At 60.3% G+C, this 25,339-nt stretch carries 24 protein-coding genes; 8 read left to right on the plus strand and 16 right to left on the minus strand.

What is annotated here, in order from left to right; genetic code table 11:
- Positions 1-126: 126 nt before the first annotated feature.
- Positions 127-687, plus strand: coding sequence for a type 1 glutamine amidotransferase domain-containing protein (locus tag J3456_RS12220; RefSeq protein WP_132444011.1), 561 nt, complete (start codon positions 127-129; stop codon positions 685-687).
- A 51-nt stretch (positions 688-738) separates the two neighbouring features.
- Here the strand turns inward: J3456_RS12220 and J3456_RS12225 are convergent, their stop codons facing one another.
- From J3456_RS12225 to J3456_RS12275, 11 genes are all read right to left on the minus strand, one after another.
- The gene (locus J3456_RS12225) at positions 739-1,842 is read right to left on the minus strand and encodes a CaiB/BaiF CoA transferase family protein (RefSeq protein ID WP_349580484.1); all 1,104 of its coding nucleotides are present in this window, start codon (positions 1,840-1,842) and stop codon (positions 739-741) included.
- A complete protein-coding gene (locus J3456_RS12230; protein WP_349580485.1) occupies positions 1,839-2,810 on the minus strand; it encodes a C45 family autoproteolytic acyltransferase/hydrolase in 972 nt (323 codons plus the stop codon). The genes J3456_RS12225 and J3456_RS12230 overlap by 4 nt, the downstream gene beginning before the upstream one ends.
- 17 nt (positions 2,811-2,827) lie before the next feature.
- Positions 2,828-4,285, minus strand: a complete 1,458-nt coding sequence (locus tag J3456_RS12235; RefSeq protein WP_349580486.1) for a biotin carboxylase — start codon at positions 4,283-4,285, stop codon at positions 2,828-2,830.
- Between the two features lie 17 nt (positions 4,286-4,302).
- Positions 4,303-7,038, minus strand: a complete 2,736-nt coding sequence (locus J3456_RS12240) for an aminotransferase class I/II-fold pyridoxal phosphate-dependent enzyme (protein ID WP_349580487.1) — start codon at positions 7,036-7,038, stop codon at positions 4,303-4,305.
- 65 nt (positions 7,039-7,103) lie between these two features.
- Positions 7,104-8,186, minus strand: coding sequence for a carbon-nitrogen hydrolase family protein (locus J3456_RS12245; RefSeq protein WP_067629486.1), 1,083 nt, complete (start codon positions 8,184-8,186; stop codon positions 7,104-7,106).
- A gap of 67 nt (positions 8,187-8,253) precedes the next feature.
- Entirely contained in the window at positions 8,254-8,685 is a 432-nt protein-coding gene (locus tag J3456_RS12250) for a universal stress protein (RefSeq protein WP_093927672.1), read from the minus strand.
- A gap of 12 nt (positions 8,686-8,697) precedes the next feature.
- On the minus strand, positions 8,698-11,451 hold the full coding sequence (locus tag J3456_RS12255) for a TRAP transporter permease (protein ID WP_349580488.1): 2,754 nt from the start codon (positions 11,449-11,451) through the stop codon (positions 8,698-8,700).
- Between the two features lie 104 nt (positions 11,452-11,555).
- The gene (locus J3456_RS12260) at positions 11,556-12,515 is read right to left on the minus strand and encodes a TAXI family TRAP transporter solute-binding subunit (protein WP_067940950.1); all 960 of its coding nucleotides are present in this window, start codon (positions 12,513-12,515) and stop codon (positions 11,556-11,558) included.
- Between the two features lie 233 nt (positions 12,516-12,748).
- Complete coding sequence (locus J3456_RS12265) at positions 12,749-14,350, minus strand: ABC transporter ATP-binding protein (RefSeq protein ID WP_349580489.1); 1,602 nt, start codon at positions 14,348-14,350, stop codon at positions 12,749-12,751.
- Positions 14,347-15,162 carry an ABC transporter permease gene (locus J3456_RS12270; RefSeq protein WP_349580490.1) on the minus strand — a complete coding sequence of 272 codons (816 nt, stop codon included), beginning with the start codon at positions 15,160-15,162 and terminating at the stop codon, positions 14,347-14,349. The genes J3456_RS12265 and J3456_RS12270 overlap by 4 nt, the downstream gene beginning before the upstream one ends.
- Complete coding sequence (locus J3456_RS12275; protein ID WP_300051208.1) at positions 15,159-16,106, minus strand: ABC transporter permease; 948 nt, start codon at positions 16,104-16,106, stop codon at positions 15,159-15,161. Before J3456_RS12275 ends, J3456_RS12270 begins: the two co-directional genes overlap by 4 nt.
- Positions 16,107-16,357: 251 nt before the next feature.
- On the opposite strand from J3456_RS12275, the gene J3456_RS12280 reads away from it, so the two are divergent.
- On the plus strand, positions 16,358-16,795 hold the full coding sequence (locus J3456_RS12280) for an HdeA/HdeB family chaperone (RefSeq protein WP_349580491.1): 438 nt from the start codon (positions 16,358-16,360) through the stop codon (positions 16,793-16,795).
- 76 nt (positions 16,796-16,871) lie between these two features.
- Here the strand turns inward: J3456_RS12280 and J3456_RS12285 are convergent, their stop codons facing one another.
- Positions 16,872-18,356 (minus strand): ABC transporter substrate-binding protein, encoded by a 1,485-nt coding sequence (locus tag J3456_RS12285; RefSeq protein WP_349580492.1) that lies wholly within the window; start codon positions 18,354-18,356, stop codon positions 16,872-16,874.
- Between the two features lie 159 nt (positions 18,357-18,515).
- Between J3456_RS12285 and J3456_RS12290 the strand changes: the two genes are divergently transcribed.
- From J3456_RS12290 to J3456_RS12300, 3 genes are all read left to right on the plus strand, one after another.
- Positions 18,516-19,778, plus strand: a complete 1,263-nt coding sequence (locus tag J3456_RS12290; protein ID WP_349580493.1) for an Hsp70 family protein — start codon at positions 18,516-18,518, stop codon at positions 19,776-19,778.
- Between the two features lie 198 nt (positions 19,779-19,976).
- Positions 19,977-20,822 carry a formate/nitrite transporter family protein gene (locus tag J3456_RS12295; RefSeq protein WP_349580494.1) on the plus strand — a complete coding sequence of 282 codons (846 nt, stop codon included), beginning with the start codon at positions 19,977-19,979 and terminating at the stop codon, positions 20,820-20,822.
- A 48-nt stretch (positions 20,823-20,870) separates the two neighbouring features.
- Positions 20,871-21,800, plus strand: a complete 930-nt coding sequence (locus J3456_RS12300) for a YihY/virulence factor BrkB family protein (RefSeq protein WP_349580495.1) — start codon at positions 20,871-20,873, stop codon at positions 21,798-21,800.
- A 3-nt stretch (positions 21,801-21,803) separates the two neighbouring features.
- On the opposite strand, the gene J3456_RS12305 is transcribed toward J3456_RS12300, so the two are convergent.
- Positions 21,804-22,532: a Crp/Fnr family transcriptional regulator gene (locus J3456_RS12305; RefSeq protein WP_259946887.1), complete on the minus strand. Its 729-nt coding sequence runs from the start codon at positions 22,530-22,532 to the stop codon at positions 21,804-21,806.
- Between the two features lie 90 nt (positions 22,533-22,622).
- Between J3456_RS12305 and J3456_RS12310 the strand changes: the two genes are divergently transcribed.
- On the plus strand, positions 22,623-22,994 hold the full coding sequence (locus tag J3456_RS12310; protein WP_349580496.1) for a hypothetical protein: 372 nt from the start codon (positions 22,623-22,625) through the stop codon (positions 22,992-22,994).
- On the opposite strand, the gene J3456_RS12315 is transcribed toward J3456_RS12310, so the two are convergent.
- From J3456_RS12315 to J3456_RS12325, 3 genes are all read right to left on the minus strand, one after another.
- Positions 22,945-23,280, minus strand: coding sequence for a phage holin family protein (locus J3456_RS12315; RefSeq protein WP_349580497.1), 336 nt, complete (start codon positions 23,278-23,280; stop codon positions 22,945-22,947). The genes J3456_RS12310 and J3456_RS12315 overlap by 50 nt on opposite strands.
- A gap of 16 nt (positions 23,281-23,296) precedes the next feature.
- Positions 23,297-23,602, minus strand: a complete 306-nt coding sequence (locus tag J3456_RS12320; RefSeq protein ID WP_067623987.1) for an ElaB/YgaM/YqjD family protein — start codon at positions 23,600-23,602, stop codon at positions 23,297-23,299.
- Between the two features lie 104 nt (positions 23,603-23,706).
- Entirely contained in the window at positions 23,707-24,516 is an 810-nt protein-coding gene (locus J3456_RS12325) for a response regulator (RefSeq protein ID WP_349580498.1), read from the minus strand.
- 94 nt (positions 24,517-24,610) lie between these two features.
- On the opposite strand from J3456_RS12325, the gene J3456_RS12330 reads away from it, so the two are divergent.
- Complete coding sequence (locus J3456_RS12330) at positions 24,611-24,781, plus strand: NepR family anti-sigma factor (protein ID WP_201722086.1); 171 nt, start codon at positions 24,611-24,613, stop codon at positions 24,779-24,781.
- Positions 24,781-25,338 carry an RNA polymerase sigma factor gene (locus tag J3456_RS12335; protein WP_067623982.1) on the plus strand — a complete coding sequence of 186 codons (558 nt, stop codon included), beginning with the start codon at positions 24,781-24,783 and terminating at the stop codon, positions 25,336-25,338. Before J3456_RS12330 ends, J3456_RS12335 begins: the two co-directional genes overlap by 1 nt.
- Position 25,339: the final 1 nt, after the last annotated feature.

Here is a 25,339-nt window from a genome sequence, read left to right on the forward strand (position 1 = left end):
GTATCAACAAATATTCGCGGCCCTGTGGCGCATCTGCACCGGCGGATCATTGCACTCGCGCGAATGTGAGCGGAACAGGCGGCCATGCACATCGTTGGTCCAACAGAAATCACAAAGGAGAAAGCAATGACCGATATCACAAATGCAAAGATCCTGATCCTCGCCACCAACGGTTTTGAGCAGTCCGAACTGGAAAAACCCCTGAACGATCTGCGCGACCGCGGCGCCACCGTCCATGTGGCCACCCCCGACGGGAATGAGATCAAGGGCTGGGACGAAGACGACTGGGGCAACACCGTGCCCGCAGACCTCGCCCTTCGGGACGTAAATGTTGATGACTACCAAGGCATCGTGCTGCCCGGCGGCCAGATCAACCCTGACCTGCTGCGCGCCAACGATGACGCGGTGGCCCTGATCCGCAAGTTCCACGACAGCGGCAAGACCGTCGCCGCGATTTGCCATGCCCCATGGCTGCTGATCGAAGCAGGCATCATCAAAGGCCGCAAGGCAACCTGCTTTAGCTCCATCGCGACCGACGTGAAGAACGCCGGCGCACAGTACGAAGACAGCGAAGTGGTGGCCGACCAAGGCATCGTGACCAGCCGCTCGCCCGAGGATCTCGACGCATTCGTCGCCAAGATCGTCGAGGAGATCGAAGAAGGCAAACACGACCGCAAAGCGGCCTAAGCCTGAGCTTTCGATCTAAAGTTGACCCCCGGCCCATGCGCCGGGGGTTTTTCATGTGCGGTCCAAACGCAGGCCAAGCTCAGCTAGCACCGCATCGGTGTCCGCCCCGATGGCACGCGGGGGGCTTGGCATCTGGGGCGCAGTGTCGCCAAAACGCGGCGCTTGGCCCGATTGCAGCACATCGTCCACCTTCACCACATTGCCGCGCGCCGCCATCTGCGGGTGGTCCGGCGCTTCGGAAAAGCTGAGCACGGGGGCCACGCAGGCATCCGAACCGTCGAAATGCGCGGCCCAGTCGTCACGGGCGCGGGCTGCGAATATCGCGGCGAATTCGGCGTTCCGCGCCTCCCAAGTCGCCCGGTCGTTCTGACTGGCCGCAAGGTCCGCAGGCAGACCCAGCTTCTCCAACAGAATGGCGTAGAACTGCGGCTCCAACGCGCCCACCGAGATGAACTTCCCATCGGCGCAGGTGTAGCAGCGGTAGAAAGGCGCGGCCCCGTCAAGCCAATTGGCAGCGCGTTCTTCGGTCCATGTGCCTTGGGCCAACATGCCGTGGATCAACCCCATCATCGCAGGCACCCCGTCGACCATTGCGGCATCGACAACCTGACCTTTGCCGGTCACCCCCCGCTCGATCACTGCCGAGAGGATGCCAAACAGCAAGAACATCGTGCCACCGCCGTAATCCGCCACCATGTTCAAGGGCGGCACCGGGGGCGCACCCGCGCTGCCCATGGCGTGCAAGGCCCCGGTTAGAGCCAGATAATTTATGTCATGCCCCGCCGTCTGCGCCCATGGGCCGGTCTGACCCCAGCCGGTCATGCGGCCATAGATCAGCTTGTCAGAGCAATCCGTCGGGCCGAGGCCCAAACGCTCCATCACGCCGGGGCGGAACCCTTCGATCAGCACATCGGCAGCGGCAATCAGCGCCCGCGCTGCCACGATCCCTTCGGGGGTTTTCAGATTCAGCACCACCGACCGCTTGCCCCGCCGGTTGATATCGGACGGGTCCGCCGGGGCGGCTTTGCGGTCGACCGTGATGACATCCGCGCCCAGATCAGCCAGCAGTTGCCCCGCCAGTGGGGCGGGGCCGAGGCCGGAAAACTCCACCACCCGCAGCGACGACAGCGGCCCTTTGCGCGTCGCCCCGCTCATGCCGCCCCCGGCACCAAGACCTGCCGCGCGCCTTCGGTGAAATCCGACAGCGACAGCGCCCAAGTCGTGCCGGGCCAGCGCAATTCCATCTCGCGTTTTCGTGGACGGTAAACAGCGGTGTAAAGCGTGCCAAACCCGGCGTTAAAGGCCGTGGAGTAGAGCGGAGGTTTCAGAAACGCCCCGATGAATTTTTCCTCCGGATCGCGGTGCAAACGCAGACGTTGCAAAAGATAGCGCTCCCGCTCGACCGTGGCGGTAAAACGGGCGTGGCTAATCCACTCGACGCTTTCTTGATGGTTCGTCGCCACCGCCGCGCGCGTGATAACCGCCGGCCGATCTGGGGCCATCATCGCGGTCAGGTAGCTCCGCTTCCGATCAAGCACGGTGACGTTATAGCTCATATGCGTGGGCACCCGTGCCAGCACCTCGCCCGCCTCTTGCGCGGTTTCGCAGGTCTGCAGCACATAGCGCAGGATCAGCGGCACGCCGAACCCTTCGCCTACCACGCGCCGCCCGCCAAAGGTCAGCGAGATCGACAGCCCCGCATCATTCACCCCATCGACCAGCCCCCATAGCCCGTCCGAGGTGCCCATGACCTGCCGCCCCTGCCAGCCCGAGCGCAGCACCATCGCGTCGAACGCATTGGGGTTATAGTCATAGTTGCGCACCATGACCGGCTCTTTCCCGGCCCAGATCGCCTGTGAACAGGCCGAGAGATAGGGTGGCGGGCAATAGAAGCTCAGAAACCGCGCCGCATGATCGCCGCCGCCCGTGAGGGTGCAAAGCTCGTCATAGAGCGGCAGCATTTCCGGCATGTGTTTGGCCAGCGCACGGCGGCATTGGGCATAGGTCGGGCGCGCGGCCTCCCCCTCCTTCAGCCACCACGCGTGGTAGTCAGGCCAATAGGCCGCGAAGAGACCGGCCCACTTGGGGCCGGGCTGGTCTTCGGACAGTGCGCGCCAGTACATCGCGGCCTTTCATCTTGCTACAGGATCTTGAACGCCGGATCAGAAAACTCCGGACCAGCGGAAGCGGAGGGGATGGGTTTACCGTCCACACTGCGCTTGATCCCGTGGATCCACTTTTTCGCGCGCTCATTCAACTGGAAAGACTTCGTCATCGACCGCCCCCGCGTCACAAGGATGCCGATATCCGCGCCTTCGTAGCGGTAATCACCCGGTTGCAGGATACGCAGGAAGAAGGCTTCGTTCTCGCTCTCCACCGCGCGGCGGTGATAGTCGAAGCGGTCAAAGACCACGCTGCCGTCTTCCTTCATCTTGTAGATGCCGGTCTCGGGCGCTTCGGTGCAGATGTCGACACTGTCATCGGTGTGTTTGATGACCATCTGGCTCCAACCATCGATGTTGTCCGGATCGGCCCAGCGGGCGTTCAACTCATCCACGTCGAGGTTGAACTTCTTGCGGCTGAACTCCAACAGGTGGAACAGGAAGAGCGGCGCATCGGCATGGGCGAAGGCGGCGTGGTTGGTCATCGAAGACGCACCTGTGATGCGCGGGTTCAACTCGCCCAGCCACAGATCGCCAGTCTTTTTGTCGATCAGGAAATCGAGCTCGAAATAGCCGCGATAGCCCTCCTTGCGCAGCTGCTCCCCGAACTTGAAGGTCAGATCGCGGGCCTTCTCCCGCACCTTCGGCGGGAAGGCGGTGGCGAGGATTTCGTTGCCACACCAGCCGCCGCGATAGGGGGTCAGTTCTTTGAAACCGACCAGTTCGGTCATCAGCGGGCCGACGATGGTGCCCTCCTTGGTCGCACAGGCCTCGATCGCCGCGCCACGGCAATCGATCCGCTTCATGATCTTGATCTCGCCCTCGCCGATGATCTCGCTCTCGTGGCGGCGGAAGTCGGCTTCGGACTTGATGAAGAAGGTCGTATGCCCGCTGTCGCCATAGGCCGACTGCAACACCAGATCATGGCCGATCCCGGCCTTTTCGCAGGTCTTTTTCAGGTCGTCGTAAGATTTCACCTCGGCCAGAACGTTCGGCACCGAGGGCACACCCGCCTTATTGCCGATGCGCACGGTTTCGATCTTGTTGTCCATCGACTGGCGCAGCTTGGCTTTCGGGAACCAGACCTCGGCGCCCAACTCCTTGCTGAGACGCTCGGTCTCTTCGTCGAACATCAAAAAGACGAACTTGGGCTTGCCGCCGCGACGCTTGATGAAGTCGATGACCTCTTTGTGCTGCAGCAGGTAGTTGTTGATGTCCTCGATGCTCTGGAACTCTGCATGGGGCTGTTCCGAGGGGCAAAAGACGTTGGGGTGCTTACCGCCGTAGCAGTCGATATAGCAGATGTATTTGAAATTCTTCACCCATTCATCAAGGCCCAACAGATTGAAGTTGGTGGCCGAGATGAAATAGACCGGGTCCTCGTTTCGGTGAAAGAACCGGCGGATTTCGGAGATATTCTTGAGAATTTTTACCATGTCGTGGGTCCTTTTGGTCAAACGGGTGAAGAAGAAAGGTCTTTGCGGCGCACGCGTTTCAGCGCCTCCGCGGTAAAGACGCGCAGGCCCAGATCGGGCCGGTATCCGTGGATCTCGCTCACGTCCAAGGCACGCATAAAGTCGAGAATTTCCTGACTGACGACCTGTCCGGGAACAAGGATCGGAAAGCCGGGCGGATAGGGGATGATGAAACTGGCCGAGACCACGGTATCGCCCGCGTCCATTACCTCTTGGAGTGAGCCGTTCAGGTCGAGGTAGTCACAGTTTTTCTCATCATAGGCGAGGAAGAAGGGCGTGCGAATGTCCCCCTCGGGCGTATCCGCGGCGCGGAAGGCTTCGTGGAAGCAACTGAAATCTGGCAGCGGGGGGTAGTTTTCCATCAGGTTGGTGACACGCCGATCAAACGAGAGCCGTTCCATCCGGCTGGCATCGTCCAAAAGATCGTCGAGCGATTTGGCGATCTCGACCAGCACTTCGATCAGATAGGCGACCGAAGAGCGCGTGGTGCCGATGTTGGTCATGAACAACACGGTATTGCGCGAGGTCTTGTTGATCTGGATGCCGTATTTATCCATCAAGATCTGCGTCTTGAAGGTATCGCCATCCCAGCCGGTGCCGCCCACGGCAAGCGTCACGCGTGTGGCGTCGAGGACAAACTCGTCCTGTTCCCAGCAATCCCACATGTCGGTCCAGCCCTGCTCGGTGTCGTAATAGCTGGTCACCCCACTTTCGCGGTGGGTTTCGGGGATCATGTCGCCCGCGGTCAGCACTTTGAAATACTTGCGCAGCAAGGGGTGTTCACTGATCGCGCGGCGCATCGACATCGCCGCTTCGACCTGCCGCTGCACGAACTCAAAGCCCTCAAGTTCGACCTGCCGCCGCCCCACATCCAGCGAGGCGATGATCTGGTAGTTTGGCGAGGTTGACGTGTGCGTCATATAGGCTTCGTGAAAGCTTTGTTCGACCTCGCCTTTGAAGTCCTGATCGTTGACATGGATCATCGACCCCTGCCGCAGGGAGGTCAGGGTTTTATGGGTCGATTGCGTGGCATAGGCCCGCACCCGCGCCTGCGGCGGCGGGATCAGCCGCGTGTTGAGCAGGGTCTCATAATCCGCGTCTTTCAACGTTTTTTGCTGCGCTTCATAGGCGTCGGCATGGGCGTCAGACTTAAATTTCTCGCGCAGGGTGTTGGCCGCATTCATCGCCGTGCGCTGGCGATATGTGGGACTAAACCGGGCAAAAGCGAACCATGCCTCATCCCAGAGGAAGATCAGATCGGGCTTGATCGCCAGACATTCCTCCATCACCCGCTCGACGTTATAGACCAACCCGTCGAAGGTGCAGTTGGTCAGCAAAAGCATCCGCACGCGATCGAGCTTGCCCGCCGCTTTCAACTCCAGCAGCCGGTGCTTGATCTCGCGCAGCGGCACCGCGCCATACATCGAGTATTCATTCAGCGGATAGCTGTCGAGATAGCTAACCTGCGCGCCGGCCAGCACCATGCCGTAGTGATGCGACTTGTGGCAGTCGCGGTCGACCAGCACGATGTCACCGGGCCGCACCAGCGCCTGCACGACGATCTTGTTGCAGGTCGAGGTGCCGTTGGTGGCGAAAAACGTCTGTTTAGAGCCGAAAGCACGGCTGGCGAGTTCCTGTGCCTCTTTGATCGGGCCATGCGGTTCCAACAGACTGTCGAGACCGCCGGACGTGGCCGAAGTCTCCGCCAAGAAGATATTAGGCCCGTAGAAAGCCCCCATGTCCTGAATCCAATGGCTGCGGGTGATCGACTTGCCGCGGCTGATGGGCATGGCGTGGAAAACGCCTGTGGGCTGTTTGGAATACTCCACCAGCGCGGTGAAGAAGGGCGACTTATTCCGCGCCTGCACCCCGCGCAGGATGTTGAGGTGCAGTTCCATGAAGTCTTCTTGGTTGTAGAAAACCCGGCGGCAGATCCCCAGATCCAGCCCGGCGATATCCTCGACCGAGCGTTCGGTGACCAGATAGGCGTCCAACTCGGGCCGGACCTTGGCGATCATCCGGCAAAGTTCGGGGCCATAGCTTTCAGGTTCAAGCGCGTCGATTTCGTCCTGCCCCCCCGCGCGGGCGAGGTAGCGGGTCAGGATCTGCTGATCGACCTTTGATTTCAACGTCAGGCCGGGGCGGACGACGATGGCTTGGATGTTGTGGTTGAACATCACCGCAATCAGCGCGTCTTCGAGGCTCGGCACCACGACGGCTTCGTAGATGAACGGGTCTTCGCTGCGGCGCATCCTTGTGACATTGCTGCGCAGCCAGCGCTCTTGCTGTTCGTTCACACTGTCAACGATCAGCACTTCGAAATAGGGCTTGGCCAGAGCGCGCGCCTCGGGTGGGAGCATCGCCTCGTCGTCATGTTCGTCTTGATCCAGACTGTCGCGTTCCAGCGGGATCGTGCGGCGCCGGTAAGCGCCGGTGGTCAGCGCACGGGTCACCCGGTTCACGGCAAAGGCCAGATCCTCGAAATTGCCATGGGCGAACTGACGGCGCATGTGGTCAAAGGCGGACATGCCCGGAAAGGCCCAATAGGGCTCGATCAGGGCCAGCGAGTCGAACAGCGCCTCGATTTCCTTGCGGCCCTGCGCCGCGCCTTTGCCCTTAGGGTCACGCGACATGGCGGCGGCGGCGGCGCGCAGGGCGCTCCACCGGTCCGACCGCAGTTGAATGGCCGAGGAATAGTCGTTCATAGAATGCATCAGTCGTCCTCTGCTGGAGGGCCGACCGATGCCTAGGTACCGCAGTCTGCGAACCTAACCTCGGCCTAGCCGCTGGTATTGTCGTTCTGCCCGGGTGTTTCGGGCGTTGTTTGTGGGTCTGGCATGGCCGCAGCAGGTGCCGCGGGCGCCGGTGTCTGTGCCACTTCCGGCGCGGTGCCGGCGGTGGCGCTGGCAAGCGGTTCCGGCGGGAAACCGTTCTTGCCCTTATAGGCGGGGATCTCGGCGGGCACCTGTTGGGCTGGCACATCGACATGCAGACCCGCGCGGCTGCCCTGCTGCGGAACTTCGAGCGGGCCGAGGGTGTGCAGGAAGGCATCCGCGCCGCTGTCGCGGTCATAGACCGGGAAATCGGTCGGGCGATCGCGGAAGGATTTGAGCAACTGGCCCAAGCCCTTCATCCCCGTCTCACGCTGGCGGCGCACCATGTTGAGATCGATCTCAATCGGGAACATGTCTTCTTGGCCTGCCGACTGGTGCAGCACCATCGAGGTCGGATCAACGACACAGGACTTGCCCACGCCGCCCGCGCCCAGACCGTTCACGTCGAAAATATAGCACTGGAACTGCGCCGCCGTGGCCCGCGCGATGGCAAGCTCGGCATCGCGGTCGGTGGTGCCGGTCAGAACGGGGTGCAACAGCACTTCGACACCCTGAGAGGTCAGCTGGCGCGTCGTCTCGGGGAACCACATGTCATAGCAGATCGACAGGCCAAAGCGGCCCACATCCGGCACGTCGAAGATGCAGAATTCATTGCCCGCCGCGATGCCCGCCTCATAGGGCCGGAATGGGAACATCTTGGCATAGCGGCGTACCACTTCGCCTTCGGGGTTGATGACGACCGAGGTGTTGTAGACCCGACCATCTTCGGGGTGCTTTAGAAACATCGAACCGGGGATCAGCCAGACGCGGTGCCGCCGCGCGGCGGCCTGAAACTGTTCAATCGTTTCGTTCTCAGGCGGCAGGGCAAAGCGGTCGAGCGGGCCGAAAGGCGCCAGCTCAGAGAACAGAACCATCTGCGTCCAAGGAAAGCGTGCCATCAGGATGTCGAGCCGCTGGATCATGCCGTCGACATTGGGCTGCAAGGCATTGACGTACATCTGCACGCCGGCAATCGCGAAAGGGGTCATGCGTGAATACTCCGAACAACGCGGCGCAATGGACCATTTCCCTGCTTATCTCCGCGAAGCACCTGTCTTACGCCCTCACGACCAGAACGGAAACAGGCGAACGGCGCACAATGCGGTCGGCGTTGGAGCCAACGAGGAATTCGCGCAGGCTGTCGGGGTGCTCGGACCCCATGACCACCAGATCGGCGTTTGATTTCTTTATCGTTTTCAGCGCCTCGCGGTGGATTTTGCCGAACTTGAGGTGCTGCTTCACCTTTACGTCATCAGGCACTTCACGCTCGACAAGCTTTTCAAGCGCTTTGGCCGCACGGCCCGTGGCCTGTTTCTCATAATCTACGGGAAAGAACCCTTCGACCAGCGGCGTGCCCATGTCAGGCACGACCGACAGGATATGCAGGGTGCCCTTGGACAGGCGGATCATATCCACCGCTTGCGGCAGCGCTTTCTCCCATGATTTTGGGTCACTCAGGTCAACAGTCAGCAGGATATTGTCAAACATGGTGCGCCCTCCTCAGGCTGTCGCGGGCTTGCGGGTGTCACGCCCGGCACGGCCCCGTTGCAGGAAGACGACCAGTGCCAGCAGCAACAGCGCGGGGATGAACATCCAATATTTGCTGGGTTGCGGCATCGGTTTCAGCACGCGCAGCACTTCTTGGTCCCAATCAAGGCCCGCCCCCTGCGCGGGGCTGTCGTAGATCACATCGTCGATGATCATCTTATCGCCGTCCTCGCGGAACATCAGGCCCGCGGCTTCAAGCTTCTCGGCCCCGGTCTCTCCTTCGCCGATGGGCAGCAGCGCCACGAACTCCAGCGGATCGCCCAGATCGTTCACACCCGCAACGCGCAGGCGCAGCCGCTCACCGGCGGGTGTTTCCTCAGCCGCCTGCACGATCTCGGTCGGGGCCTCTTCGCTATAGGGCGGATAGACCATGTCCATCCAAAAGCCCGGGCGGAACAGGGTAAAGGCAATCAGCAGCAACGCGATGGTCTCATAGAAACGGTTGCGTGCCAAAAACCAGCCTTGGGTCGCGGCGGCGAAAAGGAGCATCGCCACGGTTGCCACGACAAAGATGAACAGCCCCTGCCCCCAAGTGACGCCAATCAACAGCAGCTCCGTGTTGAAGATAAACAGGAACGGCAGCGCCGCGGTGCGCAGGGAGTAGAAGAAGGCCACGAGACCCGTGCGGATCGGATCACCGCCCGAAACAGCGGCGGCGGCGAAGCTCGCCAAGCCGACCGGCGGGGTCACGTCGGCCATGATGCCGAAGTAGAAGACAAAGAGGTGCACAGCGATCAGCGGCACGATCAGCCCGTTCTGCTGGCCCAACGTGACGATGACGGGCGCCAACAGCGCCGAAACCACGATGTAGTTCGCAGTGGTGGGCAAGCCCATGCCAAGGATCAGCGACAGCACCGCCGTCAGGAAAAGGATTGCAAGGATATTGCCGCCCGAGAGCACCTCAACCACATCCGCCAGCGCCGAGCCGACGCCTGTCTGGCTGACCGCGCCGACGATGATACCCGCCGTTGCCGTGGCGATGCCGATGCCGATCATGTTGCGTGCGCCGGTGACCAATCCGTCAATCAGATCGAAAACACCCGCTTTCAAGTCGTTCACAAACTTGCTCTCGCCGCGGAACATCGCCATCAGCGGGCGCTGTGTCAGCAGGATAAAGATCATGTAAGCCGCCGCCCAAAAGGCCGAGAGGCCGGGCGACAGGCGATCAACCATCAGCGCCCAAACCAGCACGACCACGGGCAGGATGAAATGCAGCCCCGAGCGCGCGGTCGGTCCGGGCATCGGCAGCGATGTTACCTCTGCATTGGGATCATCCAGCTTCAGCGGCTCTTCTTTGCTGGCGACATAGAGCAGGCCAACATAGACCGCCGTGAGGAAGACAAAGATGATGTAGCCCGCAGTCTCAGGGAAGGCAGGGCGGATCCAGCCCATCAGGTAATAGACCGCAAAGGACAGTGCACAAATCGCGATGATCGCAAAGGCGATGCCGATCAACTGCTGCACCAGTGGTTTGGGCGTATAGGCGCGGGGCAGACCCTGCATCCCGGCCTTCATCGCTTCAAGGTGCACGATGTAGACAAGCGCGATGTAGGAAATAACCGCAGGCAAAAAGGCGTGTTTGACCACGTCGAAATAGGGGATGCCGACATATTCGACCATCAGGAACGCCGCAGCCCCCATCACGGGCGGCATGATCTGCCCGTTGACCGAAGAGGCCACCTCGACTGCGCCGGCTTTTTCGGAGTTGAAGCCCACTTTCTTCATCAGCGGAATGGTGAATGTGCCTGTTGTCACAACGTTCGCGATGGAGGAGCCCGAAATCAGGCCGGTCATCGCCGAGGCCACAACCGCCGCTTTCGCCGGACCGCCGCGCATGTGGCCCATGAGGCTGAACGCGACTTGAATGAAGTAGTTGCCCGCGCCCGCACGGTCCAACAGCGAGCCGAACAACACGAAGAGGAACACAAATGAGGTCGAGACCCCAAGCGCGATGCCAAAGACGCCTTCGGTGGTGATCCACTGGTGGTTCACGATCTCCGACAGGCTGTTGCCCTTATGGGCGATGATGCTGGGCATATAGGGGCCAAGCACGGTGTAGAAAAGAAAGACGCTCGCCACGATCATCAGCGCAGGCCCAAGGGCACGGCGGGTGGCTTCGAGCAGAATTAACAGTCCGGTAACACCTGCGATATAGTCTGGCAGGATTGGAGCGCCGACGCGGTTGGCGATCTCGCGGTAGAAGATAAAGAGGTAGAGCGCACAAAAGGTACCGACGATGGCCAATGCCCATTCCCAGATCGGAATGCGGTTCTTGGGCGAGCCGAGGAGCACCGTCGCGATGACAAAGGCCGCTGGGATCGGGATCCACCAAACGGCGGTCGAATCCTTGGTGCTGACCATAAAGAGGGCTGCAAGGACGATGGGAACGATTACGCCAAGCGCCACCTGAAAACTTGTGCGCGTGGCCGGAAACACCATGATGCCGAGGAATACGGCAAAGCCCAAGTGAATGGAGCGCGCCAGCGTATCGTTGAACAGACCAATGGGCGACGCAATGTAGAGTTGAAACAGGGACCAAGCCAATGCCACCAACAGCAGCAAAGTGCCCATCAACCCGCTGACAGCACGACCGCCCGTGTCAGAAGAAGCGACAAGTTCGTCCAGTTCCGCCTGGCTCAAGCCGCCTCGGTCACCGGTTGCGGCGGTTTCGACAGCCGCCGCCTTTTGCTGGTCCTTCTCAGACATATCGTCCCCCTGTCGGCTCCACCTTGGGGTGGATGCGCATATTGTTTTTCTTCGGGTCTCTGACGGCAGCGTACCGCCGCCAGAGCTATCATGTCACGGATAGATTACTCGATCCAACCTTGCTCTTTGTAATATTTCTCTGCACCGGGGTGCAGCGGAGCAGAAAGACCGCCCGAGATCATCTCTTCTTGGGTCAGGTTCTCGAACGCCGGGTGCAGGCGCTTGAAACGGTCGAAGTTGTCAAACACGGCTTTGACGACCTGATAGACCACATCGTCATCTACATCCGCGGATGTGACGAATGTCGCTTTCACGCCGAAGGTCTTGATGTCGCTGTCTGTGCCCTTGTACATGCCGCCCGGCACGGTGGCCTCGGCATAATAGGGGTTGTCGTCGATCAGACCTTGGATCGCGTCACCATCCACAGGGATCAGCTTGGCGTCGATGGTCGACACGGCTTCTTGGATGGAACCATTCGGGTGGCCAACGGTGTAGATGATTGCATCCACTTTGTTGTCACCCAGTGCGGCGGCCTGCTCGGCAGGCTTCAGCTCGGAGGCCAGGGCGAAATCGTCCAGCGTCCAGCCTTTGGCGTCCATCACGACTTCCATGGTGGCGCGCTGACCGGAACCGGGGTTGCCGATGTTGACGCGCTTGCCTTTAAGGTCGTCAAAGGACTCGATGCCGCTGTCGGCACGGGCGATGACGTTGAACGGCTCACCATGTACGGAGAAGACCGCGCGCAGGTTGTCGAACTTGTCGCCTTCGAACTGCGAGGAGCCGTTGTAAGCGTGGAACTGCCAGTCGGACTGGGCAACGCCCATATCCATGTCGCCCGCTTTGATCGCGTTGATGTTGGCGATGGACCCGCCGGTCGAGGGCGCGGTGCATTTCAGGTTGTGATCCGCTGTGCCGCGGTTCACCAGACGGCAGATCGACTGACCGACGACAAAGTAAACACCCGTCTGGCCACCGGTGCCGATGGTGATGAACTTTTCCTGCGCCATGGCCGCAGTGCCGGCCACCATGGCGCCGGTCATCGCGAGCATTTTGAACATTTTCATAAGATGTCTCCCATTGTTATATTTGGCGGACCACCCTTTAGGCGGACACCATTGCATGCACAAGTAGAGCGCCGCAGCCTTTAGGCAATTGACTGGGCAGGGAAATTTCTAACGCGCCGTTCAGGGCCCAAGCAGACATGCCCTTGTGGCGGGAATCCCCGAATTCAGGTTAGGTCGGATTGCCATCGCGATCAATGCAACTCCCTTTCATGACGTAACCCGGACCCGAATGCCTACCCTACACGCTGGGGCAAATCCGGCAGAACCGGCGCGGCGGCGATAAGTGATTTGGTATATTCATGCTGCGGCGCGTCAAAGACCTGCGTTGTCTCTCCGGCCTCTACGATCTTGCCGGACTGCATTACCAGCACCCGGTCCGTCACCGTGCGCACCACCGACAGGTCGTGCGAGATAAAGAGATAGGTCAGGTCGTAATGGCTGCAAAGCTCGGCCAGCAGATCAAGGATTTGCGCGCGGACCGAGACATCGAGCGCGCTGACCGCCTCATCGAAAAGGATCAACTCTGGCCGGATGATCAGCGCGCGGGCAATGGCGATCCGCTGGCGCTGCCCGCCCGAGAATTCGTGAATGTACTTGCGCGCATCTGCGGGGCGCAACCCCACGGCAGTGAGCGCCTCATCAATCGCGCGGGTCCGCTCCGCCCCCTGCGGCGGGCTGTCGAGCAGGTGGAAAGGCTCTGTCACCAGACGATCAACCCGGTGGCGCGGGTTGAAGCTACCGAAAGGGTCTTGGAACACCACCTGCATCTTGCGGCGCACGGCAAGGTTCGGCTTCGTACCGGTAAAGACGGGCTGGCCATCGACGGTAATGCTGCCCTCTTGCACCTGCTCCAGACCCAGAATCGCCCGCGTCAGGGTCGATTTGCCGCAACCGGATTCCCCCACCAAGCCCAACCGCTCCCCCCGGTTCAGGGTAAAGCTGAGGTTGTCCACCGCGCGGAACCTGCCCGGCGCACCGAACAGCGTTTTGCGCGGCAGATGGTAATCGCGGCACACGCCTTTGACCTCCAGCAGCGGCACGGGCGCGGGTGGCACGGGCAGGTTCACCTCATGGCGGGAGGCGTCGAAAAGCATCTTGGTATAGGGGTGCTGCATGTCGCGCAGCAGGCTCTGAGTCTCTCCCTGCTCGACGATCTGACCCTTGCGCATGACGATGATCCGGTCGGCCATATCGGCCACGACAGCAAGGTCATGGGTGATCATCAACAGCCCCATGCCGTCTTCGCGTGCCAGACGGGTCAGCAGGGTAAGGATCTGTGCCTGCGTGGTGACATCCAATGCCGTGGTCGGCTCATCGGCGATCAGCAGGCGGGGGCGCAGGGCAATGGCGATGGCGATTACCACCCGCTGGCGCTGCCCGCCGCTCAGCTCATGGGGATAGCGCGACAGGGGGAAGCGGTCTTGGGGCAGGCCGACGCGGGTCAAAGTATCGGCGGCGCGGGCCTCGGCCTCCGCGCGGGACACGCTCGGTTCATGCACGCGGATGGTTTCGGCCACTTGGCGGCCAATGGTCTGCACCGGGTTCAGCGCGGTCATCGGCTCTTGGAACACCATGCCGATGTCATTGCCGCGCACGCCGCACAGGGCCGTTTCGTCCATCTGGGCCAGATCATCGTCGCCCAGCAACAGATGCCCCGTGGTCTTCGCCCCCTTGGGCAAAAGCTGCATCGCTGCCAGCGCGGTCATCGACTTGCCCGAGCCGCTTTCTCCCGTCACGGCCACGATCTCTCCCGGCGCGACAGAGAAGGTCACCCCGTCGAGGATGCGCAGCCCGTGGATCGACAGCGAGAGATTGGAGACAGTCAGAAGCGTCATGTGCGTGCCACCCTCAGGCGCGGATCAAGCAGATCGCGCAGACCGTCGCCCATCAAGTTCAGCCCCAGAACTGTCAGGATGATTGCGAAACCCGGCATCAGGGCCATATGCGGCGCGATGCTGACCATCGTCTGCGCATCGGCCAACATCCGGCCCCATGACGGCACCGGCGGCTGCGCGCCAAGGCCCACATAGCTCAGCCCCGCTTCGGCAAGGATGCCAAGAGAGAACTGGATGGTCCCCTGCACGATCAGCAGATTGGCGACATTGGGCAGGATATGCTCAGCCGAGATGCGCGCAGCGGATTTGCCCGCGACCCGCGCGGCGAGGATGAATTCACGCTGCCACAAAGACAGCGCCGCCCCGCGTGTGATCCGGGCGAAAACGGGGATGTTAAAGATGCCGATGGCAATGATCGCATTGATCGCCCCGGCGCCAAAGACCGCCGTGATCAGAATGGCGATAACAATGGCAGGAAAGGCAAAGACCAGATCATTGCCGCGCATGATGACCTCATCCACGAGGCTCCCGCGCCGCGCTGCGGCCCAAAGCCCCAGCGGCACGCCCGCGCCCATGCCGATGCCCACCGCCACCAACGCCACGGCGATAGAGGTCCGCGCGCCGACCATAATCATGCTGAGGATGTCGCGGCCAAAGTGATCGGTGCCCATCGGATGCGCCAGCGAAGGGCTGTGCAGCTTGTTCGCGATGTCGAGCCCAGCATAGTCATAGGGCGTCCAGACAAAGGAGATCAGCGCCGCCAGCAGAAAGATCGAGGTCAGCGCGGCCCCAAGCAGCAGGTTGCGGTTCATGTGCGTGCCCTCAGCCGGGGATCGACGGCGGCATAGGCCAGATCGACAAGGAAATTCACCAAGATCACCGAAAAGACCAAGAGCATCACCACCGACTCGACCACGATCAAATCCCGCGCCGAGATCGACTGAAACACCAATCGCCCAAGGCCCGGCAGGTAAAAGACCTGCTCAATGATGATCGACCCGGCCAGCAGGAAGGAGAACTGCAGGCCGATGATCGTCAGCACCGGGATCAGCGCATTGCGCAGACCGTGACGCCAAAGCGCCTGCCGCGCGGTCAGCCCCTTGGCCCGCGCGGTGCGCATGAAATCTTCGCCCAAGACATCCAGCAGGGCCGAGCGCATGACCCGCGCGAGGATCGCCGCCTGCGGCAAGGCCAGCGCGATGGCAGGCAGAGTCAGGGCATGCAGCCCGGCGAAAAGCCCCTTGTCCCAGCCGACGAAGCCGCCTGCCGAAAACCAGCGCAGGTTGATCGAAAAGATCAGCACGAGGATCATGGCAAACCAAAAGTTCGGCACCGCCACGCCCAATTGCGTTGCCCCCATGACGCCAACGTCGCCCGCCCGTCCGCGGCGGGAGGCGGCGTAGATGCCCGCCGGAAAGGCCACGATGACAGAGAGGAAAAGCGCATAGAGCGCCAAGGGCACAGAAACCCAAAGCCGATCGCCGATCATCTCGGTCACCGGGGTGCGGTAGGTGTAAGACGTGCCGAAATCGCCGCGCAGCATGCCGCCGACCCACTCAAGGTAACGCTCTGGCCGGGACTGATCCAGACCCAACTCACTGCGCAGAGCGGCCAGCGTTTCGGGCTGAGCATTAAGGCCCAGCATAAAGGAAGCAGGATCGCCGGGGGCGACCTCAATAACCACAAAGATCACCAGCGACGCGACGGCGAGACTGATGAGCAGGGAGAGAAATCTTTTCAACGCGTAGCGCAACATAGCGCGGAGGTTAGGCGGCACGCTCGGAAGGGTCCAGAGCCCGCGTGCAGTTTCCCCGACGAGAATGAGAGAAATGCTGAATTTTTAAGACTCAGGTAGAGCGGGGCCGGAGCGTACATCGAAAGAATCCAGCATTGTGAGCCTGTTATGCACTGAAACTGCCGTTTTCCCGTTCCTAATCGCTATGCGCTGGAACCATATCCGTTATGCGGTGTTGTCTTCGGGAGAACAGACAAAACTGGAGAATAAAAATGAAAACGACTTTGAAAACACTTGCGATCGCTGGCCTTTTGGGCACCGTTTCCGCACCCGCCTTCGCCGCTGCTCACATGGACATGGCCACCATGACCTGCGCCCAGTACCAAGAGCTGAGCGATGAAGACAAAATGAAAGTTGCTTCCATGGCAATCGCCGAGCTGGAAGACGGTGGCCACGGTGGTTCCCTGATCACCGAAACCAAGAACGATGGCTCCGAGCCGAGCGACGTTACTGCTGCTGAAGCGACAGACGCTGAAGAAACCGAAGATTCCCTGATTGACGATACAAAAGCTGTCGAAGATTCCGAAGCGGCCGACGAGATGGCCGATACGGAAATGGAGCAGGCAATGGAAGACTTCATTGTTGTCTGCAACCAGAACCCCGACGCGCTGGTAAGCGAAGCTGCTGCTGGCATGCGTGGCAAAGACTAATAGGTCTTCGCATCTAATTAAGAAGGGCGCGCCTCACGGCGCGCCCTTTTTTAATGCTTAAACGCGATCCTATCGATCACTCCGCCCAGCTTACACCGGTCAGGTCGGTGGCTTGCGTGGGCGCGTTTACCCAAAGCCCCTCGACACCCGCCTTGGCAATCGTCGGGAAAGCGAGCTGGAACAGATAGCCGTTCACATAGTCTTCGGCGATCATGCGCTGCGCCTTGGCCAGCATCTCGGTCCGCGCGGCGGGGTCTGCCGTCTTGTTGAACTCGGTCATCAGCGACTGGAATTCGGCATTGTCATATTGGAAGTAATAGTCCGGGTTGGCGTAGATGTTGATGTCCATCGGCTCTGTATGGCTGACGATCGACAGACCGAAATCTTTGCCTTTGAACACGGTTTCCAACCACTGTGCCCATTCGACATTGGTGATCTGCGCCTTGATGCCAACTTCGGCCAGCTGGGCTGCGATGATCTCTCCGCCGCGGCGGGCGTAGGATGGGGGCGGCAGGTGCAATGTCGTCTCGAACCCATCGGGGAAACCAGCCTCGGCCAGCAGCGCCTTGGATTTTTCGGGGTCGTAACCGCTCATCTCAGTCAGATCGACGTAGTCCGGGTTATGTGGGGCGAAATGGGTGCCGATGGGGGTGCCATAGCCAAACATCGCCCCATCAATGATTGCCTGACGGTCGATGGCATGGGCCACGGCCTCGCGGACTTTGACGTTATCGAAAGGTTCGCGCTTGTTATTGATCGACAGGATCGTTTCCCCCTCGGTCGAGCCGATCAGCACTTGGAAACGCGGGTCCGCCTCGAACTGGGGGATATTTTCCGGCGCGGGGAAGCCGGTGAAAACGTCGACATCCTCGGCCATGACCGAAGCGAAAGCCGCTGTCGGGTCTGAGATGAACTTGAAGGTCGCGCTGGCCAGCGCGGGCGCGTCGCCCCAATAGTCGTCATTCCGGGTTAGAGTGATCTTGTCGCCCTGGTTCCAGTTCTCAAACTTGAACGCGCCGGTGCCAATCGGGGTTTGCTTGATCGTCTCGACCGTTTCAGGTGCCACGATCACCGCGTCGCCCCAGGCGAAGTTGAACAGCATGTTGCCATTCGGTTCGCTCAGTTTGACCTCAACGGTCTGCGGATCAATGACGTTCACTTCGGAAATAGCGGCATAGAGCGCCTTTTGCGCATTGGCGCTATCTTCGGCGTTGATCCGGTCGAGGGTGAATTTCACGTCCTCAGCGTCCATCGTGGTGCCATCGTGAAAGGTGACCCCCTCGCGCAGCTTGAACGTATAGGTCAGCCCGTCTTCGGAAATCGCCCAGGACTCAGCCAGGCCCGGCACGACCGAGCCATCGCCCATGAAACGGGTCAGCCCTTCAAAGACATTGGTATAAAGCACCGAGTCGATGGCCCCGGCCGCGGCAGAGGTCGGATCAAGGTGCGGCGGCTCGAGTTGCATGGCGACGGTGATGTCGTCCTTGGCGAAGGCGCTGGTGGCGACGACAGCCAATGCAGCACTGGCCACACCGGTCATCAAACGGTTCAAACGGTTCATGAAGTTCTCCCATATTGGCGTATTTTTTTGCGAGGCTAGCCAAAAGCCGCACGACGCGCCAGCCTTCGTTGCCAAGCCCGCGCGAGAAGGGTATCGCGGGTGCTTTGCACGGGTGCGCTGCGCGTCGGATCGCCCGTGAAAAGGCATTAGGAGAACGTCATGGCCACGCTGGGGATTGATTTTGGAACGTCCAACACCGCGGCGGGCATCGCCGTCAACGGCACCCCGCAACTGATCACACTAGAGGCCGAGGCGCAGACCCTGCCGACGGCGGTATTTTTCGATTTCGAAGCACGTGAAATGCGGATCGGCGCCGCCGCCTCTGACGCGCTGCTGGCCGGGGCCGAGGGCCGTTATATGCGCGGGCTGAAAAGCCTGCTTGGCACCCGGCTGATGCGGGAGCGGCGGGTGCTTTTGGGTGAACGGCTGGACTTTATCGATATCGTGGCGCGATTTCTGGCGCGGGTGAAAACGCAAGCCGAAGCCGCCACGGGGATGCAATTTGACACAGCACTTTCTGGCCGTCCGGTGCGCTTTCACTCAGCCGATGACGCCCGCGATGCACAAGCGCTGACAGACCTGCGCGAGGCCTATGGCCGGGCCGGTTTCGACCATGTGGATTTCATGAACGAACCCGAAGCCGCCGCGCTTGCCAACCGCGCCGCGCTGCGCCCGGGAGATCTGGGGCTGGTGATCGATATTGGCGGCGGCACCTCTGATTTCACGCTTTTCCGCCAGCGCGGGAATGATGAGATCGACATTTTGGAAAGCCACGGTATCCGCTTGGGCGGGACCGATTTTGACCGGTCCTTGTCCATCGGGCGGGTGATGCCGCAGCTTGGGATGGGCAGCGAAATTCGCCATGCTTTCGGGGGCGACACCCACATCGCGCCCAATGCAATCTTCAACGATCTGGCCACTTGGGCGAAAATTCCGTTTCTCTACGGCGCTGACACCCGCAAGGCGGCGGCGGAATTGCATAAGTTTGCCGAACACCCCAAGCGTCTGGCACGATTGGTTAAAGTGCTTGATGAAGAGCTTGGTCATGATCTTGCTTTTGCCGTCGAAGCGGGCAAAATCCGCGCCAATGGCGCAGGGGCCGAGGGGGATGCAGAGCCGGTGATCGACGTGTCGATGCTCAAACCCCGGGCGACTTTGCCCCTGCCCCGTGACTGGATGCGCAAGCGGCTCTCGAAACTGGCGGCACAGATGGGGGATGCAGCGGAGGCGACAGCGCAGAACGCAGGCATCGCGCCCGGCGCCGTGGACCGGCTGATCTTTGTCGGCGGGTCGAGCCTGATGGAGGTGGTTGAGTCCGAAATGGGCGCACGCTTTCCGCGCGCGGAACGACATCGGGGGGCGGCGCTGACCGCAATTGTTGAGGGGTTGGCGTTGAGTGCCGGTGGGGGTGAACGCGGCTGATCCGTCTGGTTGAGGGAGCGGGATCGGTATTTAAGAAAGGATGAAGGTGAAGGGTGGGCGAGACGCTCCCTGTGGGGGCGAGATTGGCAGGGTATTATTGTTTGGGGCGCGCGAATTAAGCAGGCTGGGGCTTTTTACTGTGCAGGGGGCTCTGGCGGGCTATGTTCATTATGTCCATGATTTTCAGGAAGAACGCGAATGGCCCCTCTGATCCAGAAGAAACCCCCAACCTCCGCTGTGCAGGAAGAGGCGGAAGAACGCTCTGTCAGTAATGCGGCGGCGCTGTCGCCCAAGCTGATCTATGAGGTGATCCGACGCGAGGGGCGCGATGAGTTGAATCGCACCAACCGGTCGTTGATCTGGTCGGGGATTTCCGCGGGGATGCTGATCAGTCTTTCGGTCTTGGGAGAGGCGATTTTCCGGACCTACCTGCCGGATGAAAACTGGCGTTTTCTGCTGGAGAACCTTGGCTATTCCTTGGGGTTCATCGCGGTCATCATGGGCCGGATGCAGTTGTTTACCGAAAACACCATCACCACGGTTTTGCCTCTAATGCAGGAACGCAGCCTGAATATCCTGTGCAGACTCATGCGGCTTTGGGCGGTTGTGCTGGGGGCCAATGTGATCGGCGCCTTTGCGGCGGCCGCGCTGTTTATCTATACGCCCGCCATCCCGGCGGAGGTTTTGCCCGCCATCATCAGCCTTTCGGAACACGCGACGGGCATGCCGGCGGCGGAGGGGTTTTGGCGGGCCATTCCGGCGGGGGTCATCGTAGCGTTGATCGTCTGGATGCTGCCTGAGGCGGATGAGGCGGCGTTTTTCCTGATCCTGACCTTTACCTGGCTTATTGCCGCGGGGGATTTCACCCATATCGTCGCCGGGTCAGTCGAGATGGCGGCGCTCATTCTGCATGGCGGGCTGGGGTTTGGTCAGGCGATCTTTGGCTTCTTCCTGCCAGTGCTTGTCGGCAACATCATCGGCGGCACGTTGATCTTCACCCTTGTTGCTTGGGGGCAGGTCCGCGACGATGTGGAGGACAGCTAACGCGAAGCGGTCCCGGTTTTGGCCGGGGCCGAATTGAAAGGATTGGCATTGGTGCTGCGCAGACCTCCGACCCGACCGGCGATCTATTGGGATGCTTTCAAGGCGAGCCTAAAGCAAGCGGCCGATGACAACCTTGCGCTGATCTCGGCCGGGGTGGCGTTTTTCGCGATGCTATCGTTGTTTCCGGCGCTGGCGGCGCTGATCGCGTTGTTGGGGCTGATCTCGGACCCTGTCGTGGTCATTGCCCAGTTGGAGGATGTGCGCGGGCTGCTGCCGGATGATGTGTACGACATTATCAATACGCAGGTGACCGGGCTGGTTACCGCGCGGGCCGATACCTTGGGTTGGGCCGGTATCGTATCGCTGCTGGTGGCGCTGTGGTCTGCGCGGGCAGGTGTGGGTGCGATGGTGATCGGTCTGAACGCTGTTTATAATGAGCGCAACCGCAATGCTGCGAAGCATTACCTGCATGCCTTGTTGTTGACGGTAAGCCTTGTGGGGGTCGGGATCGTGGCGCTGCTGGCGGTGGTGGTCGCGCCCATAATTCTAGCGTTCATCCCGCTTGGTCCCTTTGGCAACGCCGTGGCCGACCTGCTGCGCTGGACCGTTGCGACGGCGGTGTTGTTTGCCGGTGTGGGTGTGCTTTACCGTTTCGGGCCGAACCGGCGCGCCGCGCGATTGCCTTGGCTGAGCAGCGGGGCGATTTTGGCGGTGATGTCTTGGGCCGTGGTTTCGATCGGGTTTTCCTATTACGTCGCCAATTTCGGCAATTACAATCAGGTCTATGGCTCGATCGGGGCCGTGATTGCGATGTTGGTCTGGCTTTGGATCAGCAGTTTTCTGATCCTATTCGGCGCGGCCCTGAACGCGCAGGTTGAACGACGCACGCGACCGGACAGCACCATCGGCCCGGCAAAGCCGCGCGGCCACCGTGGGGCCGAGGCTGCGGATACCTTTATCGATATCACCCAGGAATAGCTGTTAAAGAAGGGGGCGTTTTTGGCGGCTTTCAAGTTCGGTTACCCCCGCCTTCGCCAAGGCCGCGAGGTCGTTGATCTGAAGCACCCTGTCGGACCACGAAAGCAGTTGACGCTCTTTCAGGGCGCCGAGGGTTTTGTTGGTATGCACCACCGACAGGCCAAGCGCATCGGCTAGATCGCGTTGTGAATAGGGCAGCAGCATCTGATTGTGGGTGACCATCCCCAGCGACTGGCCACGTTCGAAGATCTTGACCATCGCCCAAGCGATGGCCTGCATCGCGGTGCGTTGGCCAATGGTGGCAAGGACTTCGCCCATGAAATGCTCTTCGATGGCGGCCAACCAAGTGATGTCAAAGGCGCGTTCGGGGTGGTTCTTGAAGAAATTCCAGAATTCGCTGCGGTTGAAAACGCAAAGCCGCATATGGGTCCGGGCTTCGACGGAATGGCCCATTTCACCCATGATGCCCGCCTGCAGGCCGATGAAATCGCCGGGGAAGACAAAGCTGATGACCTGCCGGTTGCCGTTTTCCAAGGTCTTGTCGCGGATGCCCATCCCGGTCAGCGCGGTGTAAAGCTGAGGCGAGTTTGACCCCTCAAGCAGGATCGGCGTGCCCGGCTCAACTGTCAGCTCGCCCGACTTGAACTTCTCCATGAAGTTCACTTCATCTTTCGACATCGGCAGGAAGGCATCTTTGCGACGGAGAGGGCAATAGCGGCATTGTGTCGTCATCAGATAAAAATTGCCTTCTTATGTCTTAGTTTAATGCGCCCTCGTGGCGCGCCCCCTACATCGACAACTTTGCTAACCCGGGGGAAGACCATGTCGATCTTGATCTACGAACCGGACCCGTTGGTCTGTTCAGACATAAATGAAACGCTTTCTGCTGCGTTTCCGCAATCGCAAATTGGCGTTTTAGAGACCTTTGATCTCAGCAAGCTGGTGGAAAACATCAACGACATCGACTTTGCGGTCCTGTCGCTGCGGCGGGATCAATTGCACCAACATCTGTCCGATCTGGCGAACCTGCGTGAGTGGTTTCCGATCGTCTGTATCATGAACGATATGCCCCGTCTGGCGGAGGCCGAAAGGAGTCTGAGGTTCATCACCCGCCCCTTTTCCAGTGGCAATCTGCTCAGCGCTGTTAACGGCGCGCTTTCTGACCCGCGGTTATGCCAGCCAGAAATGCCATGACCAAGTTCTTCAGACCGTCATGTTCGGTCGCTGCCGGGTCTTCTTGCCGGGGGGCCTGAGCCGCGGGCTCGCGGTTTGATCCGGCTATGGCAAGCAAGAGAAAGCCAACACCGAAATAGACCGCGCCGAGGATCAGCGCGGCGGTGAGCGTCGTGGTGACGGTGATGAGATAAAGCCACGCCGCAAGCGTGAGAAACAGCAGCCCGATCAGCAGAAAGAGCGCGGCCCCGGCGCTGAGCATCGCGGTGCGCAGCGCACGCTGCAGGGAGCCGCGCAGGTGGTTCATCACCGAGGAAAGCATCTTAGCGGCGGGCCGTCACAAGACCGACAAGGAAACCGATGCCTGCGGCGATGCCGAGGGCGGTACCGGGCTGGGCTTGCAGGAATTCTTCGGCTTGCTTTTGGGCTTCCATCGCTTTCAGACGCCCGGTGTCGGCAAAATCATTCGCCGCGTTGCGGGCGTTGTCGCGCATCTCTTCCGACTTGGCCTTGCCGTATTCGCCCAGGGTTTCGGTCAGCGATGCGATGTCTTTTTTAAGCAGCGCAATCTGGTCCGACAGATCGTCGATGGTCAGATCTTTTGCGGCAGCGGTCGGGGTCTTGGCCATGCGGGCCTCCTGAATGTTTGACTGACGATAGGCAGCGCGGGCGCTGAATGCAAAGGGTTCCCTGCGCAAGCGATGCGCGGGGAACCCTGTTTTTCTGGCCCGGTTTAGGCGTTGAGCGTTTCCGTGGAGGAAAAGAACATCGCTTGCGAGACAGCCGAGACGACCTGATCCACCGAGTAAGGTTTGGAGATCAGGAAGGCGGGCTCTGGCTTGTCGCCGGTCAACAGACGCTCGGGGAAGGCGGTGATAAAGATCACCGGACGCATCCCCAGTTCGTTCAGCAGATCGTTCACCGCATCAATGCCCGAAGAGTTATCGGCCAATTGGATATCGGCGAGGATCAGGTCAGGCACATCGGCCTTGCCCAGTTTCACCGCTTCATCCCGGGTGCGAGCGATGCCGGTCACGCGGTGGCCCATCTCGGCGACGATGGATTCAATGTCCATCGCGATGATGGCTTCGTCTTCGATGATCATCACCGAACCGGAGGTGCTGTCCGCCATTTCGCGGTGTGCGATCTGGATCAGCTCATCGGCCTCGGCCTCGTCCACGCCGATAATTTTGGCGATTTCACCATACGAAAAGCCTTCGATCGTGTGCAGCAGCAGCGCTTCGCGGCTGTTGTTGGTCAGGCTCGACAGATGCCGCTGCGCCTTGGCGCGGGGGCCGCTTTCGCCCTCTTCCACCGGGGCACCTGCGCTGGCCCAAATACCGTACAATACCTTGAAAAGACCCGTCTTTGTGTCTACTCCATCGAGCACCGAGCGATCAACCAGGATGGCTTCCAGCGCCGCCGCGGCGAAGGTGTCACCACTGGTCTGGCTGCCAGTCATCGCCCGCGCGAACCGGCGAAGGTAGGGGATGTTGGCACCCAGTTCATCGCTGATGCTGGTCTTTTGTGTCGCATCGTTCATCTAGTCGAATCCTTTTTTACTTTTCTTGGAACCAAACACGTCGACATTGTGTTTGGTTCCAGTATGCGTACATAATTATTCAAACGAGACGACGATGCCAGAGGTGATGTTAGTGAATTCAGGAAACAAGGACGAGCGCGAGCGCGTCATCGACGACAACCTCAAGCGTGTCTTCGATGAGACGCTCGATGAAGGCATCCCTGATCGTTTCAAGGATCTGCTTCAGAAGTTGAAGGAACAGGATTCAGAAAAAGGAACGTCATAATGACCCGTCCCGATCCGCGCGACGAGCTGGTAGAACATCTGCCGGCCATGCGGGCCTTTGCCATCAGCCTGACACGCAATGGTGCCACGGCAGACGACATGGTGCAGGACACCTTGGTCAAGGCGTGGACTAACATTGAAAAGTTCCAAGAGGGCACGAACATGCGTGCTTGGCTCTTCACGATCCTGCGGAACACCTACTATTCCTCGCGCCGCAAGGCGAAACGCGAAGTCTCGGATGTGGATGGCGTGTTGACTGACGGGCTGGCCGAAAAGCCCGCACATGATGGTCACATGCAGATGACGGATTTCCGCAAGGCGCTTGCCCTGCTAAAGGATGAGCAACGCGAAGCGCTGCTTCTTGTTGGGGCCTCTGGCTTCTCCTACGAGGAAGCCGCAGATATGTGTGGCGTTGCCGTCGGCACCATCAAAAGCCGCACCAACCGGGCCCGTGCCCGCCTTGCCGAACTGCTGGGTCACCATGACGACGAGTCGCTTGAAATGACCGATGACGCGACAATGTCTGTCCTATCCGCTTCTAAAGTTTCTTCTTTCTAAA

The sequence above is a fragment of the Sulfitobacter sp. NFXS29 genome, assembly GCF_040148765.1.
Taxonomy (GTDB): domain Bacteria; phylum Pseudomonadota; class Alphaproteobacteria; order Rhodobacterales; family Rhodobacteraceae; genus Sulfitobacter.